The sequence below is a fragment of the Bacillus sp. REN16 genome (assembly GCF_020731355.1).
GTDB lineage: Bacteria > Bacillota > Bacilli > Bacillales > Bacillaceae_L > Ferdinandcohnia.
In genome coordinates, this window is sequence record NZ_JAJFZK010000006.1 from 309,270 (window position 1) to 324,476 (window position 15,207).

The 15,207-nt window shown below is 37.1% G+C and carries 17 protein-coding genes; 6 read left to right on the top strand and 11 right to left on the bottom strand.

Annotated features, from left to right (window positions below; all coding sequences use genetic code 11):
- Positions 1-59: 59 nt before the first annotated feature.
- Positions 60-2,768, bottom strand: coding sequence for an aconitate hydratase AcnA (gene acnA / locus LKW28_RS10515; protein WP_229140315.1), 2,709 nt, complete (start codon positions 2,766-2,768; stop codon positions 60-62).
- Positions 2,769-2,987: 219 nt separating this feature from the next.
- Between acnA and sspO the strand changes: the two genes are divergently transcribed.
- Positions 2,988-3,137 carry a small acid-soluble spore protein O gene (sspO, locus tag LKW28_RS10520; RefSeq protein WP_121446675.1) on the top strand — a complete coding sequence of 50 codons (150 nt, stop codon included), beginning with the start codon at positions 2,988-2,990 and terminating at the stop codon, positions 3,135-3,137.
- An 83-nt stretch (positions 3,138-3,220) separates the two neighbouring features.
- Here the strand turns inward: sspO and LKW28_RS10525 are convergent, their stop codons facing one another.
- The gene (locus tag LKW28_RS10525) at positions 3,221-3,475 is read right to left on the bottom strand and encodes a hypothetical protein (protein ID WP_229140316.1); all 255 of its coding nucleotides are present in this window, start codon (positions 3,473-3,475) and stop codon (positions 3,221-3,223) included.
- Positions 3,476-3,600: 125 nt separating this feature from the next.
- On the opposite strand from LKW28_RS10525, the gene LKW28_RS10530 reads away from it, so the two are divergent.
- A complete protein-coding gene (locus tag LKW28_RS10530; RefSeq protein ID WP_229140317.1) occupies positions 3,601-3,744 on the top strand; it encodes a small acid-soluble spore protein P in 144 nt (47 codons plus the stop codon).
- A gap of 210 nt (positions 3,745-3,954) precedes the next feature.
- Here LKW28_RS10530 and selA read toward each other — a convergent pair whose 3' ends face one another.
- On the bottom strand, positions 3,955-5,355 hold the full coding sequence (gene selA, locus LKW28_RS10535) for an L-seryl-tRNA(Sec) selenium transferase (protein WP_229140318.1): 1,401 nt from the start codon (positions 5,353-5,355) through the stop codon (positions 3,955-3,957).
- A gap of 152 nt (positions 5,356-5,507) precedes the next feature.
- Here selA and LKW28_RS10540 point away from each other — a divergent pair, with 152 nt between their 5' ends.
- On the top strand, positions 5,508-5,903 hold the full coding sequence (locus LKW28_RS10540; protein WP_229140319.1) for an Hsp20/alpha crystallin family protein: 396 nt from the start codon (positions 5,508-5,510) through the stop codon (positions 5,901-5,903).
- A 19-nt stretch (positions 5,904-5,922) separates the two neighbouring features.
- Here the strand turns inward: LKW28_RS10540 and LKW28_RS10545 are convergent, their stop codons facing one another.
- Positions 5,923-7,188 carry a SpoIID/LytB domain-containing protein gene (locus LKW28_RS10545; RefSeq protein ID WP_229140320.1) on the bottom strand — a complete coding sequence of 422 codons (1,266 nt, stop codon included), beginning with the start codon at positions 7,186-7,188 and terminating at the stop codon, positions 5,923-5,925.
- Positions 7,189-7,307: 119 nt separating this feature from the next.
- Between LKW28_RS10545 and LKW28_RS10550 the strand changes: the two genes are divergently transcribed.
- Positions 7,308-7,736, top strand: coding sequence for a DUF2621 domain-containing protein (locus LKW28_RS10550; protein WP_229140321.1), 429 nt, complete (start codon positions 7,308-7,310; stop codon positions 7,734-7,736).
- Positions 7,737-7,759: 23 nt separating this feature from the next.
- Here the strand turns inward: LKW28_RS10550 and LKW28_RS10555 are convergent, their stop codons facing one another.
- The 3 genes from LKW28_RS10555 to LKW28_RS10565 all read right to left on the bottom strand — a co-directional run bounded on the left by LKW28_RS10555 (position 7,760) and on the right by LKW28_RS10565 (position 9,431).
- Positions 7,760-8,233, bottom strand: coding sequence for a cytochrome c biogenesis protein CcdC (locus LKW28_RS10555; protein WP_324255030.1), 474 nt, complete (start codon positions 8,231-8,233; stop codon positions 7,760-7,762).
- An 85-nt stretch (positions 8,234-8,318) separates the two neighbouring features.
- Positions 8,319-8,678 carry a response regulator gene (locus LKW28_RS10560; protein WP_324255028.1) on the bottom strand — a complete coding sequence of 120 codons (360 nt, stop codon included), beginning with the start codon at positions 8,676-8,678 and terminating at the stop codon, positions 8,319-8,321.
- Between the two features lie 45 nt (positions 8,679-8,723).
- Positions 8,724-9,431, bottom strand: coding sequence for a cytochrome c biogenesis protein CcdA (locus LKW28_RS10565; RefSeq protein ID WP_229140322.1), 708 nt, complete (start codon positions 9,429-9,431; stop codon positions 8,724-8,726).
- 398 nt (positions 9,432-9,829) lie between these two features.
- On the opposite strand from LKW28_RS10565, the gene LKW28_RS10570 reads away from it, so the two are divergent.
- The gene (locus LKW28_RS10570) at positions 9,830-10,003 is read left to right on the top strand and encodes a Spo0E family sporulation regulatory protein-aspartic acid phosphatase (protein WP_229140323.1); all 174 of its coding nucleotides are present in this window, start codon (positions 9,830-9,832) and stop codon (positions 10,001-10,003) included.
- A gap of 14 nt (positions 10,004-10,017) precedes the next feature.
- On the opposite strand, the gene LKW28_RS10575 is transcribed toward LKW28_RS10570, so the two are convergent.
- Positions 10,018-11,802 carry an ABC transporter ATP-binding protein gene (locus LKW28_RS10575; RefSeq protein WP_229140324.1) on the bottom strand — a complete coding sequence of 595 codons (1,785 nt, stop codon included), beginning with the start codon at positions 11,800-11,802 and terminating at the stop codon, positions 10,018-10,020.
- A gap of 3 nt (positions 11,803-11,805) precedes the next feature.
- Positions 11,806-13,587: an ABC transporter transmembrane domain-containing protein gene (locus tag LKW28_RS10580; RefSeq protein WP_229140325.1), complete on the bottom strand. Its 1,782-nt coding sequence runs from the start codon at positions 13,585-13,587 to the stop codon at positions 11,806-11,808.
- 166 nt (positions 13,588-13,753) lie between these two features.
- Between LKW28_RS10580 and LKW28_RS10585 the strand changes: the two genes are divergently transcribed.
- On the top strand, positions 13,754-14,143 hold the full coding sequence (locus tag LKW28_RS10585; RefSeq protein ID WP_229140326.1) for a VOC family protein: 390 nt from the start codon (positions 13,754-13,756) through the stop codon (positions 14,141-14,143).
- Between the two features lie 94 nt (positions 14,144-14,237).
- Here the strand turns inward: LKW28_RS10585 and LKW28_RS10590 are convergent, their stop codons facing one another.
- Together LKW28_RS10590 and sirA are read right to left on the bottom strand one after the other, a co-directional pair.
- Positions 14,238-14,462, bottom strand: coding sequence for a YneF family protein (locus LKW28_RS10590; protein ID WP_229140362.1), 225 nt, complete (start codon positions 14,460-14,462; stop codon positions 14,238-14,240).
- Positions 14,463-14,552: 90 nt separating this feature from the next.
- Positions 14,553-14,993, bottom strand: coding sequence for a sporulation inhibitor of replication protein SirA (sirA, locus tag LKW28_RS10595; RefSeq protein WP_229140327.1), 441 nt, complete (start codon positions 14,991-14,993; stop codon positions 14,553-14,555).
- Positions 14,994-15,207 lie beyond the last annotated feature (214 nt).

Consider the following 15,207-nt stretch of genomic DNA (forward strand, 5'->3'; position numbering starts at 1 on the left):
AGGACAAAATTAAAAGGCAGTTTTGTGAACCCCACAAAACTGCCTTAAATCAAGGGATATTACCCCTTCATTTTATCACGAAGAACCATTTGAAGAATCCCGCCATGACGATAGTAATCAATTTCAACTTCACTATCAAAACGAACAAGTACTTCAAATTCTTTCTTATTTCCTTCTTCGTCAGTAGCTGTAACTTTTACATAGTCACGTGGTTTTACACTTTCGTCAATTTGAACTTCGATCGCTTCTTTACCAGTTAGGCCAAGAGTTTCTGCATTTTCACCTTGCTTGAATTGTAATGGAAGTACTCCCATTAAAACAAGGTTACTACGGTGAATACGCTCAAAACTTTCAGCAATAACTGTTTTAATGCCAAGAAGGTTTGTACCTTTTGCAGCCCAGTCACGTGAAGAACCCATACCATAGTCGTTACCAGCGATAACAGCTAGGCCAGTGCCATCTTGCTTGTATTTCATACATGCATCATAGATTGACATAACTTCTTCAGTTGGCCAGTAAGTAGTCCATCCACCTTCTGTACCAGGAGCGATTTGGTTGCGAATACGGATATTCGCGAAAGTTCCTCTTGTCATTACACGGTCGTTACCACGACGAGAGCCATAAGAGTTGAAATCACGTGGAGTTACACCGTTTTCTTGTAGGTATTTACCTGCCGGTGTATCTTTACCAATAGAACCTGCTGGTGAAATGTGGTCAGTTGTAACGGAATCACCGAATTTTCCAACTACTCGTAAACCACTAAGTGGCTGAACTTCCCCTGGCTCTTTAGATAAACCTTCAAAGAATGGTGGGTTTTGAATATATGTTGAATCTTCATCCCACACATAAAGAGCTTGGTCGGTAGTATCTATTTCGTTCCATCGTTCGTTATCATCAAATACACGCTGGTATTCTTTTCTGAATAGTTCAGGTGTAACAGTCTTTTTAACTTCTGCTTTAACTTCTTCTGCTGAAGGCCAGATGTCATTAAAGAATACATCGTTTCCGTCTTTGTCTTTACCGAGTGGTTCTTTTTCAAGGTCGATATCAACAGTTCCAGCTAGTGCATATGCCACTACAAGAGGTGGTGATGCAAGGTAGTTACCTTTAACTAGTGGGTGAATACGTCCTTCAAAGTTACGGTTACCTGAAAGAACAGAAGTAATAACTAGGTCATTCTCAGCAACCGCTTTTTCGATTTCTGGAGCCAATGGACCTGAGTTACCGATACAAGTTGTACAACCATAACCAACTGTGCTAAAGCCAAGCTTTTCAAGGTATGGAAGTAAACCTGAATCTTCTAAATAACCTGTAACAACCTTAGATCCAGGTGCTAAAGATGTTTTTACAAATTTAGGTACTTCTAAGCCTTTTTCAACTGCTTTTTTCGCAACAAGACCAGCACCTAACATTACGTATGGGTTTGAAGTATTTGTACAGCTTGTGATTGCAGCGATTGCGATATCACCTGTTTTCATTTGTACTTCATCACCATCGTTGAATTTAACGGTAATTTCTTTCTTAATTTCTTCAGGTGTTAAACCATAGCCTTGGTTACCAGTTGCAGTTAGTGCTGTATGGTAAGCTTCTTTCATTTTTGAAAGTGGAATTAAGTCTTGTGGACGCTTAGGACCAGAAAGATTTGCTTCAATTTCAGAAAGATCAATCTCAACAACGTCTGTGAAAATTGGATCCTCTAAATCAGCTGTATAGAATAAGCCATTAGCCTTACTGTATTCCTCTACAACTTTAATTTGTTCTTCATCACGGCCAGTTAAACGAAGATATTCTAAAGCTTCTCCGTCTACTGGGAAGAATCCGCATGTAGCACCGTATTCTGGAGCCATGTTAGAAATTGTTGCACGGTCTGCAAGTGGAAGCTGTGAAACTCCAGGACCGAAGAATTCAACAAATTTACCAACAACACCTTTTTGACGTAATACTTGAGTTACTTTAAGTGCTAAGTCAGTAGCTGTAGTGCCATTTGGTAATGCGCCTACTAATTTCACACCGATTACTTCAGGTACTGGGAAATAGGATGGCTGTCCAAGCATTCCTGCTTCAGCTTCAATTCCTCCAACACCCCAACCAAGTACACCAATACCGTTGATCATTGTAGTATGTGAGTCAGTACCTACAAGTGTATCAGGGAATGTTTCGAATTCACCATTTTCACCTTCAACCGCATGCACAACATTTGCTAAGTATTCAAGGTTAACTTGGTGAACAATACCAGTTGCTGGTGGTACAGCGCGGTAGTTGTCGAATGCTTTGGTTGCCCAGCTTAAGAACTTATAACGCTCAGCATTACGTTCGAATTCTAGGTCCATATTGAATTTTAAAGCGTCAAGTGTACCTGCTTTGTCTACTTGTACAGAGTGGTCAATAACTAAGTCAACTGGGATTTCCGGGTTGATTTTTTGTGGATCTCCGCCCATGTCAGCCATTGCTTTACGTAGTGAAGCTAAATCGACTACTGCTGGTACCCCAGTGAAGTCTTGAAGAATTACACGTGAAGGCTTGAACGGAACATCAACCTCTTGTAACTCATCAGTTCCCCATTTTGCTAAGTTTTCAACATGCTCTTTTGTAATTACTCTTCCATCAACCTGACGTAATACAGATTCTAAGAGAACCTTAATGGAATATGGCAATTTTGAAACGTTACCAATTTTAGCATCTTCTAATGCTTGTAAGCTATAATAGTTATATTTTTTGCCGTTTGCTTCGAAAGAAGAACGTGAATTAAATACATCATGCTTTGCCATATGTATACCCCCTTTGTTTAAATAATATCGCAATTATACACAATTGTCGAAATTCCAGAGATTATAAAACTCTCCAGTTAAAATTCCTTGCAATACAATAGTAATATAACTATATACATAAGTAAATAACAAGATTGTTATGATACTCTATAAGTTTCACTTATCAGCAAGAAGGATAATTTGTCGAAAAAAGAATAAAATAAGATCGGAGGTGAGTGTATGTCGAAACGCAAAGCAAATCATGTTCGACCTGGAATGAACGATGCAAGTGCGCAAGGTGTTGGAGCGGGATTTAATGAGGAATTTGCAAATGAGCCATTAACAGCAGAACAACGTCAAAATAATAAAAAGCGAAAGAAAAATCAATAAACAAGAAAGGCGCAAGGAGCCAATGGCTCCTTAAGCTAGACAATCCTTAGGATCAGGAAGGCCCGCTAATGCGGGCTTGTTTTTTAATCTTTTACTTCATTCATAATGGATTGTAAATCCTGTTGAAACTGCTGAAGCTGAGATTTTTGGTGCTCTGATGCGACCTCCAAGGCATTTTCAATTTGTTGATAGGCCTCATTAACTTCATTTTTCAATCGTTTTAGATGTGCACCATAGTCAGGATCATTGCTGACAATATTTTCATAAACATCTCTCGCTTGCTCTGTTCCTTGCTGCGCTGCCTGGAAAGCCTGCTGTTTATCCTTATGATAAGGCATTTTTTCAACTCCCTTGAGGTAATTCGTGCAATAATAGCTTACCTTTTTTCCAAAAAATCATTCGGTTTCTCTCGCATAAAAAAGTGGAAAAACACTATCCTATTTACTATAAGGGGGGATAAAACATGGCAGAAAAAAATACATTCAAGGATATTAGAGCAAACGGTGGGCAAAATTCGGGAAGCCAGCCACAACCTTTAAGTGGATCGAAAAAAGTGAAAAACCGTAACCACTCTAGACAAAAACATAACCAAGGACACGATATGTAAAATTAAGAAAAGTGCAAGGCGCCCGGTTTGAGGAACATCGACTAACTACCGCCACGTCCTGTGGCGAACGTCGATGTCAGCACTCCTAAGTCAAGCACAAGAAAAGCGCTGACGGAAGGCGTTCTTTGCCTTCCGAAGCGATTGGCTTGTGACCTCGAGCCGATGGCGCCTGGAGCTAGACATCAAAAACTACATAAGACATGGGGCTTTTTATTCTATAAGCAGAATCGCATTAACCAATTCTTTGATATCTTCATCTTCAATTGTTCGAAAATCAAGTACGACCTGATTATTTTTTATCCGTACAATGATTGGCGGAGAATGCTCACGAAGTTGTCTTGCCACATCCTCAGCAGACAATTTATAATGTGATAAACAAACCACATAAGTCGGAACCTCGACTCCCGGCATTGTTCCTCCTCCGATCGGCGAACCTTCTTCTTTTATCTCAATTGTCCATTGATTTGTTTTCCCTGCTAATTCTTTACTAAAAAGCTGACAGCTTTCCATGATCTCTTCTTTTGGAATTGTGATATCACGAATGGTCGGTATTTCGGAGTATTTTCCTTTCAGACAAGAAAATAAAGTTGCTTCAAGGGCCGCATATGTCATTTTATCAACACGCAAAACTCGAGCAAGCTGATGATTTTTTAATTGATCAATCAACTCTTTTTTTCCAACAATGATACCGGCCTGTGGACCACCCAGGAGTTTATCCCCGCTAAATGATAAAAGGTCAACTCCCTGTTCCAAAATTTCTTTGATAACAGGCTCATCTCCAATTCCGTGCTGCCTAAAATCATAAAGAACCCCACTACCAAGATCTTCATAAATGACAAGATTCTCCTTTTTGGCCTTCAGGGTAACCAATTCTGAAACATCAATCGTTTTTGTAAAACCAATTGTTTTAAAGTTACTCGTATGAACCTTAAGTATCATTGCTGTTTCCTCTGAAATCGCGTTCTCATAATCCACTAAATGTGTTTTATTGGTAGTGCCTACCTCAATTAGTGTTGCACCACTTTCCTCCATGATTGCGGAAACGCGAAATGAGCCGCCTATCTCGACTAATTGACCGCGTGATACGATCACATCTTTATTTTTAGCTAACACACGCAAAACAATAAACACAGCTGCAGCATTATTGTTAACAACAATGGCACTCTCGGCACCTGTTAATTCCACTAAAAGGGATTCCACAATTGAATGACGGGAGCCCCGTTTTCCCTCACCGATATTATATTCCAAATTAGAGTACCCTTTTGAAATATTGACAACATGCTGAATGGCTTCATCACTAAGCCGTGCTCGTCCCAGATTTGTATGTAAAACCGTCCCAGTTGCATTTATTGTTTTTGTTAAATAATATTTTGTTCTATTTACTAGCTCTTTTTTTCCTTCCTGAAAGATAATAGCCATCATATCTTCCTTCGAAGTAATCATGTTACCCCATTCCCCACGCATGATTTCATTTCGAATCTCCATGACTACATCACGTAATATATTCGTCATATAGTCCTTTCCAACTTGATATTTAGTCTGGATCTGCAAAAAGGATGGATGAGTTTGTAGTTCATGAATAGCTGGGAGAAGTTTTAAATTATTTTTCATGTCGATTCCTCCACACACATGCATATGTATGTCTATTTTTACATGATTGCGCCTGACTTTACAACAGATTGTACCATTTCTACATTTTCATTATCACGAACAGCCTTCATTTTGAATACTCTGAATATAGAATTACATGGAGGTTTTAGAATATGAATAATTTCGATGATTCAATTCCTCTATCCGTAAATGGGTTGGAGGACTGGATGAAACAATTCCTTGAAGATCCGTATCTATTAGACGATTATCAATTTCGAATTGATTTGTTTGAGACTCAAAATGAGTATATTATCGAGGCTGAATTATCAGGATACCAACCCGAGCAAATCCAGCTTAATGTAAAAAATGACACCTTCCAAATCAAGCTGACTGACTGCGTAAAACCTCCAAATGATACAATATTAACCGAAAGAATCGTAACTCTTCCTTTCGAATTAGAAAAAAAGAAAATAGAAGCACTATTTCGAAATGAAATTCTTGAAATTTACATCAAAAAAAATAGCAAACGCAAAAAGAGGAAAAACAAAATAAAAATAAAAGTCCTGTAAAAAACTACAGGACCCTTTTCTAATGTGTGATTTCTTCAAAATTTGTGATCCTGGTTCCAGGAAAATAAAATTGAATGATCTCATCATATTTTTTCCCTTTATCCCCCATAATGCTTGCTCCCCATTGGCTCATCCCAACACCATGTCCATAGCCTTTTCCTTTCATCAGATATTTTGTATCATCAGTACTAAGTGAGTCAATATAATAGCTTTTAAAAACAGTACCGCCAATCATTGGTCGAATGCGATTTAAGTTCACATTTTCAAGCTTAACATTTCCTAAAAGAACTGTACCATCGATTAATTTCTGTAAAAATTCAACTTCAATTGACCCGGTAATGGATCGATTTGATTTATACTTTTGTTGATTTACCTCGAAATTAGGAATCGAAAGGATCGCAATTTCCCCAGGATACCCTTGACGATTAATTGATCTTTTCATTACTGCTGTTATTTCTTTGTCTTTTTCCTGAAGCCCATCCCATGCAGTATCAGATTCCCAATCAATTTTTTCGAGGTTTAATTGTGTTTTTGATAGGGAAAATTCCCAAGGATGTATAGGATCAAATGGATCTTCTTTGATTGGATAGAATGAACGACTCTCTCCTCCCCACACATTTTTATTATTCTCAGTCATTCCGCCATTACTGGCCGAATAAAAGGCATCGATTAGCTTATTTTTAAATGTAATCACCTGTGCCTTTGTAGCTTCAACAGCCTTTGTTGTCCGTGCATTCCATGCATAACCGCCATACACCTGATAAAAGGTTGTATCATCCATATCTTCATTAAGATGAGATACGGCATAGGTTCTTGCAGCAAGTGCCTGCGCCTTTAATGCCTCGATATTCCATGCTGGGAACACCTCAAGTGGGACAACCCCTTTTAAGTAATCCTCTAAGGGAAGCTGATTAACCGGCCGAACAAAATGGTTACTCTCTAGTTGAAACTCCATCGCACCTAAATATGGCCGTTCATCAATATAAACACGATGGTTCTCAGTATAGCTGCGGGGGATTAATATAAAGCTGTTTTCCACCTGTTGGTTTACTTCTCCCCCTTTCAGATATAAACTTCCGTTTTTGACATATAACCGATAGTTCACTCCTTGTCGCAATGATAAAGTTGGGTCTAAGGTAAAATAATCACCTGTAAATTGCACTTGGATCTCTTCCGTATCGCCAACAAAATTTTCAAGTCGTACACGTACTAGTTCTTCTGCATCCCCATGGGATAAATCGACTATAAAAATAAACAAACACGTAAAAAATAGTATCTTTTTCATATCCGTATATTTCCCATTCATAGAGAATTATATGATGTCTCTTTTTTGAATAATTTATTATTCATATTACAAAATTATCACTGAATAAGGTATAATGAACCATTGAGGTGAACAATTTCATGCAGTTAACTGGATGGTTTTTATGGTTTATTTTAATTTGGGTATTCTTTTTTATCACCATTCTAGGAATCGGCGGCTTTTTTATGTTCCGTAAGTTCTTAAAGAAACTTCCAAAGGAAGATGGAAAGTCAGATTTAGATTGGCAAGATTATTACATAGATCAAACGCGACATATGTGGCCAAACGACCTGAAGGCTTTATTAGAGGATTTAGTGAAGCCAGTGCCAGAGCTTTTTCGTGATGTAGCCAGAGAAAAAATCGCAGGAAAAATTGGTGAACTCGCACTTACCGAAAAAGCAACAGAAATTACGCAGGATTTAGTGGTTCGAGGATATATCATAGCCACACCGAAGCGCGACCATAAATTCTTATTAAAAACATTAAAGGAAAAACAAATAGACGTAATACCATATAATGAATTATTTTAAGACTACTAAAAAACTCGGCATCATCATGCCGAGTTTTTTAGGTCTAAAGCAAGCCTTTTATACTTTACATACATCGCGATCCGCCAAGGGACAATCATCGCAAATGCAAGGATCCAGAACATCCCGCTTAATGCTCCAAAATCAATCGTTGTGCTTAATACTGATTTTAAAACAAGCCGTACTGCCAATAAACCAACTAAAATATAAATAAATGCTTTTGAGCGTTTTAAGTAAATGTCATTTTCTCTTATTTCAAATGATGAAGTTTTTATTAGCAGGATTGAAAAAAGCATTCCAACAACTACTGCCTCTAAAATCTCCATTGGCGTTACACGGAACATCGGGTGTACAAACATGAGTGCCCCTGTACTCATAAAAACCGGAGGCAAAATAATTTTTTTTACAGAAGCAGGGTTTTGAGAAGATTTTGCTCTTAAAAAAGTGACAAAAATTGCCATCATAATTGCGACAATTGAAGATGCAATTACCAAATAAATCAGTCCTTTTTACTAATCGTCTGTAAATTTCGATACATAGCAAATGAAACCCATTCAAGAAATAATATCTTAAATGGGTTTACTCTTAAATTAGAACTCTATTAATCGCATCTACAACTCTGCTGTCATCAAACGGCTTAACAATATAATCTTTGGCTCCAGCAGAGATTGCATCAACGACCATTTTTTGCTGCCCCATAGCAGAACACATAATAATTCGTGCCTTTGGGTCAAATTCTTTTATCATTTTAACTGCGTCAATGCCATTCATTTCTGGCATAGTAATATCCATTGTTACAAGATCTGGTCTAGTCTCTTTGTATTTTTCAACAGCTTCAAGCCCATTTTCAGCCTCTGAAACCACTTCATGATTCGCTTTAACCAAAATGTCTGTAAGAGTAAGTCTCATAAATTTCGCATCATCAACTACTAAGATTCTTGCCACGGTTACTTGCCCTCCTTGAAAACACTTGTCTGGTAACTAATTCGACTAAAAACCGGTAAATCCTCCAAAGAGTGCTGACGCATAAGCAATTATTTTTGTCATCCAGTCAAAATACAGTATAACTCCCATAATGATCATTGCATATCCACCAATTTTTACTATTTTTATACTGTTTCTTCGAATCCATTGTAAGCGTCCGATAAAGAATGAAAGCACAAGGAATGGAATAGAGAATCCTAATGAATATAACACCATATAGAGCATTGCAGAGTCTGGATTAGAACCCGCAAGTGCGATAACAGACATTAAAATAGGTCCCATACATGGTGTCCACCCTGCCGCAAACGCCATTCCTATAAAGACAGACCCTACATAACCTGCTGGACGATGTTTGAATTCAACTTTGCGATCTTTCATTAAAAATTTTGGTTTAATAAATCCAAGTATAAATAAACCAAAGAAAATAATGAAAATAGCACCGATTTGACGAATTAAATCCTTATAATCACTAAAAATTTGGCCGACATAGGAAGTCCCGAAGCCGAGCATCACGAATATAATCGAAAATCCAACTAAAAAGAAAATTGTATGTAAAATACTCCGTTTTTGCAGCATAGCATTTTCTGCTTTTAATTCGCTTACAGATGCGCCTGTTATATACGATAAAAATGCTGGATATAACGGTAAACAACAAGGTGAGATAAAGGATAAAAATCCGGCACCAAAAGCAAGGAACACATTTACATCTGCCATTTTAACAACTCCTATAATCAAATGCGCCTTAGCGTATTTGCGCCCGATTTTTTTCGAGTTTGCTCGAAAAATTTCCTTTTAAAGATCGAGGCATCCGCCGGAGGCTATAACTTTATTCAGCCTATGTTTGAAATAATATGCAAATTGTATACGCTTTTTGCATTATCCACCGATTAATAAAATTGGATATATCTACTGAATAAAGTTAAGGTCATTACCATTCTAGCAAATAACGATATGTATTCATAATTATTAATATGAAAGTTTTGTGTCACTCGCTATTTGCAGGTTGAATAAATTTCCAAATAACTTACAGTCCTACTATTTACCATTATATGTTATACTAGAAAATAACTTGTAGATGACAAATCTTAAAATCAAACGAAGGGGTTTTACTAGTGTCTAAAGAACAACTTCTACTTAAAATTGAACAAAAAAGAACCGAACTGGTTGAAATTGTCTTGAAACACGGTTTTACCGCTAATGTCACCATTAAAGTAAGCCAAGATCTAGATAATCTTTTAAATCAATATAATACCGGAAGAACACAGAAAAGCCTCTCAAATACATGAGAGGTTTTTCTATCTTACATGACTGCTTTTTCAACAGTATCTATACTGCCATTTTGAAGTAAAAACATTTTGTAATATAACCCTTTTTGCCCTAATAACTCTTGGTGCGTTCCTCTTTCAACAATTTCTCCTTGATGCAATACTAGTATTAAATTGGCATCTTGAATTGTCGACAAGCGGTGGGCAATTGCAATAGTTGTCCTTCCCTGCCTCATTTTTTCAAGAGCCTTTTGAATTTCCTCCTCCGTTTCTGTATCGATATTCGCTGTTGCTTCATCTAGAACTAAAATTTTAGGGTTTGTTACGATTGTCCGTGCAAATGCTAGTAACTGCCTTTGACCGCTTGAGAAAGTTGAACCCCGTTCGACAACCTGATAATCGTACCCTCCCTCAAGTTTATTAATGAACCGGTCTGCTTGAACGAATGTAGCTGCCTTCTCGATATCATGATCTGTAATCTCTGGATTATTTAAACGAAGATTTTCTTTAATGGTTCCAACAAATAAAAATGGATCCTGAAGCACAAGACCTACCTTTTGACGGAGTTCGTTATTTTCATATGATTGAATCAGATTGCCGTCGATTATAATATTCCCACGTTCAATCTCATAAAATCTCATTAATAAATTGATGATTGAGCTTTTTCCACTACCCGTATGCCCCACCAGAGCAACAGTTTCTCCTTTTTTTGCAGTAAATGTAATATTTTTTAAAACATCCCGCTTGCCATCATAGGAAAAGCTGACATTTTTAAATTCAATTTCTCCGTTTTCAATCGAAGGGTTCTCCATCCCAACAGTTTGAGGTGCTAGTTCACCATGATCCAATAGTTCAAATACTCGCTGTGAAGCGACCACTGCTTGTTGTAAAAGCGATAAACGCATCATCATATGATTAACCGGCTCGAAAAAACGGTCAAGATAATTTACAAAAGCATACAGGACACCGATTTCAATCGGGCTTTCAAGAGCAGAAATTCCAAAAAAGCTTAAGACCAAAATGATCGTCACGATATAGATAAAATCAACTGCTGGCCGCAGTAACAGTCCATCAAGCTTTATATTCTTAATTCCCGCTTGGTAATGGGCATCATTGATCTCAGCAAATTCACGACGCAATCTTTTTTCCTGTCGAAACACCTGGATAATCGCCATACCTTGAAGAGATTCGTTAAGCTTTGCATTTAGCTGGCTAATTCGTTCCCTCATATCATGATAATATCTTGAACTAAATTTACGATACGTTTGCATCAAAATAAATAAAATCGGAATTAACAATAAGCAAAACAGGGCTAGTTGAACATTTAAATAAAACATTGCAATAAAGACGCCGATTAAAAACACTCCATTTTGCACAAAGGTGGCGACAACCTCGACAAACATATCCTTGATAGCCTCCGTGTCATTCGTTACCCTTGATACAATACTTCCGCCTGGCGTTTTATCAAAATATTTCAACCCTAGCTTATGAACCTTTGAAAATACCTCTATCCTCATTTCGCGAATAATTTTCAAAGCGATTTCCTGAAATTTGACGAGCTGAAAATACTGAAGAATAACCTTTGAAAAATGAATAAAAAGATAGATTGCCCCTAAATATACTAATGGCTGGATCGGCAGATGTCGTGGCGTTAAATAATCGTCAATGAAAATTTTTATTAAAATTGGTCCAACAATATCCGCAAGAGTAGCAATCAATAACAATGCGAATGCAAACACAAATTCCTTAGTATGTGATTTTGTATATGAGAGAAGGCGTATTAATGTACGCCTTTGTTCCTTTTTTGACATTTTGTCCATGCTTTACCCTCCATGCTCCACAAGTGATTCAAGCTGTTGGCGATGATACATATCACGATACCATCCTTCTTCTTCCATTAGCCTATCGTGCGTACCATGCTGAGCAATCCTGCCATCTTCAAGAACAATTATTTGATTTGCATGCTGAATGGCACTTAAACGATGTGATGTAATGAATGTTGTTTTTCCTTCACGATTTTCACGGAGGGCTCGTAAAATTTCCTCTTCCGTCTTCGCATCAACCGCTGACAATGAATCATCTAATATTAAAATTTCTGGATTCATCAATAATGCCCTTGCAATCGAAATCCGTTGTTTTTGTCCGCCCGATAATGATACACCCCGTTCTCCAACGATCGTCTCGTATCCATCTGTGAACTGTAAAATATCCTCATGAATATTGGCAAGCTTTGCTGCTTCGATAATTTCAGTCAAAGTTGCATCAGGCTTCGCAAACGCAATATTGTCAGCAACTGTTGCAGAAAAAAGAAAATGATCCTGCGGAACATAGCCAATTCCCTTACGTAAAGCATCCAATGTATAAGCCTTAATTTCTTTTTCACCAATCAATATTTGCCCTTCATAGCCTTCAATTTCACGAATTAAAACTTTTAACAATGTCGTTTTTCCAGCACCCGTCTTTCCAACAATTCCAAGTGTTTGACCACGGTGTAAGATAAAACGGATCCCTTCTAAAGTTGGTTTTGACTCTCCTAAGTATGAAAATTTCGAAATGGAATACTCAATATCACCTGTTGGTGTAAATTCCCTAGCATTCTCACGATCTGTTATTTCCATTGGTTCAGCAAGAAGGCTTGATACCCGGTCATAGGATGCTCTTCCCCGCTCCACAATATTAAACAGCCAACCGAAAGCAAGTAATGGCCATATGAGTAACCCTAAATAGGTAGTGAAGGTTACCAATTCTCCTATTGTCATCTCACCTCCAAGTACATACCTGGAACCAAACACAATTGCTAAAAAGAAGGAAATTCCTACTATTAATGAAATCGTTGGGTCATACAGAGCATCAACTTTTGCAACGGAAAGGTTTTTTTGAACAACATCATCAGACTGCTTGCTGAATGAATCTANAACATCATCAGACTGCTTGCTGAATGAATCTATATCCTCTTCCTCTTGTCCAAAGGTCTTTATGACCTTAATTCCGCTCACACTTTCCTGTACTTTATCATTAAGACTAGAGAATGCTTCCTGGGCTTTGTGAAAATTTCTATGTAATAGTGTTCCATAATAGTTCGTCGATAGTGCCATAAACGGCAGCGGAATTAGACAGATCAACGTTAATTTCCAATTTATTGTGATTGCCATCGTTAATAGAACGAATCCACCAGTTGCAATTGAGTCGACTAACGTCAACACTCCTGAACCGGCCGTTTGCTGAATAGCTTGTAAATCGTTTGTTGAATGGGCCATTAAGTCGCCAATCCTTCTCTTTTGGAAAAAGTTTTGAGACATTTTCGTAAAATGTTCGAAAAGTTGATTCCTTAATAATCTTGCTAATTTTACGGATGAACCAAAAATCATAATTCTCCAAAAGAACCGAACAACATAAACGGTGCACGCAGTTACTAATAATATAGCCAACCATTTAAATAAGATTTCTTTAGTGAGTGTTCCTTGTGCAATAAAATCAACCGTCAAACCAATTACCTTAGGTGGAACAAGCTCCAACAAAGCTACAATAAGCAATAAGAAAATACCAGTTACATATGATTTTTTTTCCTGCTTAAAAAACCACATTAGATCTTTAAAGATTTTCATCCAATAATCCTCCGAAAGACGAAATAAGTGCTATAATAGTTTACCAAATTTTTATAATAGTAGGAAGATGGTAACGAAGCTTTCATGAAATATAAGTTGAAATGATTATATTTTTTCAAAGTTTCAACTATAATTGACTTTAGATCAAAAATTGAGGTGAGCGATGATGATTAATTACAAAGAGCTTCATCATGTGAGTTTAACAGTAACGAATCTTGAAAAAGCAAAAGATTTTTACAGCAATATTCTTTGTTTGAAGGAAATTGAACGTCCAAACTTTGACTTCCCTGGTGCTTGGTATGCGGTAGGAAATCAACAGTTGCATTTAATTGTCCTGCCGAAATCACAAACGATTCGAAAGGATAAAAGCATCAGCAGCCGTGAGGGGCATTTTGCCCTAAGAGTTGAAAACTATTATGACACATTAAATTGGCTCTCCATAAATAATGTAACTGTGCTTGAAAAGCCGGATAGCGTGAGTGGCTTTGCACAAATTTTCTGTGCCGACCCTGATGGAAATTTAATTGAGTTAAATGTGGACCAAAGGGATTTATAGTCGCAAATACAAAAAACAAAAAAGCCGCTTTTCTAGTGATTACTCACTAGAAAAGTGGCTTTTTATGAAAGTTGTAACTAAGTTTGTCCAACTTTTATTGCTTGTCCATTTGACCGTTCATTGCTTTTAGCATTTGATTGATCTTCTTTTGTGATGGTTTTTGACCCATTTGCATCATCATCGTTTTAAGCATTTGCTCATTGATTGGTGGATTTTTCTTTAAGTAATTCATCATGTATTTACGTGCAATAAAGAATCCTAATGCAACGCCACCAAGTAAAGCTACCACGATTAAGACGATAGCTAACCATATTTGCATCATACAAAAACTTCCTCCTTCATGTTGTCTCATTACAGTGTACTAAACCAATAGCAATTATACAATATTTGTTTTATGTTTTCCTAGCTCTTATACAAACTTTCTTTCTTTAATAGGGTTTAACCACCCAAATTTATTTGCAGAAAAATCCATTGCTAGAAAACATCGGTCATACTTACGCAGGATTTCAAAAAAGGCCGTTTCAGCCTCATAGCTTCCAGTTGACTGTAAACGGATGTAATGATTATGTATGGTTAGTTTTGCATAACTATTAAATTCATTCCACTCAAGTGTGTGGATATAGCCTTCACTCTGATAATAAGAATAATGAGCAAGGCTTGATTCAATCTTTTGTTGGATGCGGAATATTGGAATCGCCCTCGTAATAAATTCAATTTGTTTCAACAAAACTTGTTTCTGCTCCTGTTTGGATTGGTTATATTCTAAAAACAGATGATAGATTAGTGACTCACGCCCAAAGTAATGAGTGGCAAATTCTTCTTCTATTAAATAAATATAATATTCTCTCATACTCTTTCCTCCCTACTATCAAATGCGCCTTGGCGTATTTGCTGCCCGATTTTTTTCGACTTGCTCGAAAAATTTCCTTTAAAAAATCGTGGCATCCGCCGGAGGCTTTAACTTTATTGAGCATGCATGCTCAGTAAAGTTAATCTAATATGGAATAGTATATTCGAAAGAGTCTGTGTATTTTGTCTGATACTGGAGTAAGAATCGTCTAGTT

What these genes read in the sequence shown, in the direction of transcription:
- LKW28_RS10590 (WP_229140362.1), bottom strand. Translation starts at nt 14,462, where the DNA reads ATGCAAATATGGTTAGCTATCGTCTTAATCGTGGTAGCTTTACTTGGT.
- LKW28_RS10575 (WP_229140324.1), bottom strand. Translation starts at nt 11,802, where the DNA reads ATGGACAAAATGTCAAAAAAGGAACAAAGGCGTACATTAATACGCCTT.
- LKW28_RS10525 (WP_229140316.1), bottom strand. Translation starts at nt 3,475, where the DNA reads ATGCCTTATCATAAGGATAAACAGCAGGCTTTCCAGGCAGCGCAGCAA.
- LKW28_RS10585 (WP_229140326.1), top strand. Translation starts at nt 13,754, where the DNA reads ATGATTAATTACAAAGAGCTTCATCATGTGAGTTTAACAGTAACGAAT.
- LKW28_RS10565 (WP_229140322.1), bottom strand. Translation starts at nt 9,431, where the DNA reads ATGGCAGATGTAAATGTGTTCCTTGCTTTTGGTGCCGGATTTTTATCC.
- LKW28_RS10550 (WP_229140321.1), top strand. Translation starts at nt 7,308, where the DNA reads ATGCAGTTAACTGGATGGTTTTTATGGTTTATTTTAATTTGGGTATTC.
- selA (WP_229140318.1), bottom strand. Translation starts at nt 5,355, where the DNA reads ATGAAAAATAATTTAAAACTTCTCCCAGCTATTCATGAACTACAAACT.
- acnA (WP_229140315.1), bottom strand. Translation starts at nt 2,768, where the DNA reads ATGGCAAAGCATGATGTATTTAATTCACGTTCTTCTTTCGAAGCAAAC.
- sirA (WP_229140327.1), bottom strand. Translation starts at nt 14,993, where the DNA reads ATGAGAGAATATTATATTTATTTAATAGAAGAAGAATTTGCCACTCAT.
- sspO (WP_121446675.1), top strand. Translation starts at nt 2,988, where the DNA reads ATGTCGAAACGCAAAGCAAATCATGTTCGACCTGGAATGAACGATGCA.
- LKW28_RS10530 (WP_229140317.1), top strand. Translation starts at nt 3,601, where the DNA reads ATGGCAGAAAAAAATACATTCAAGGATATTAGAGCAAACGGTGGGCAA.
- LKW28_RS10545 (WP_229140320.1), bottom strand. Translation starts at nt 7,188, where the DNA reads ATGAAAAAGATACTATTTTTTACGTGTTTGTTTATTTTTATAGTCGAT.
- LKW28_RS10540 (WP_229140319.1), top strand. Translation starts at nt 5,508, where the DNA reads ATGAATAATTTCGATGATTCAATTCCTCTATCCGTAAATGGGTTGGAG.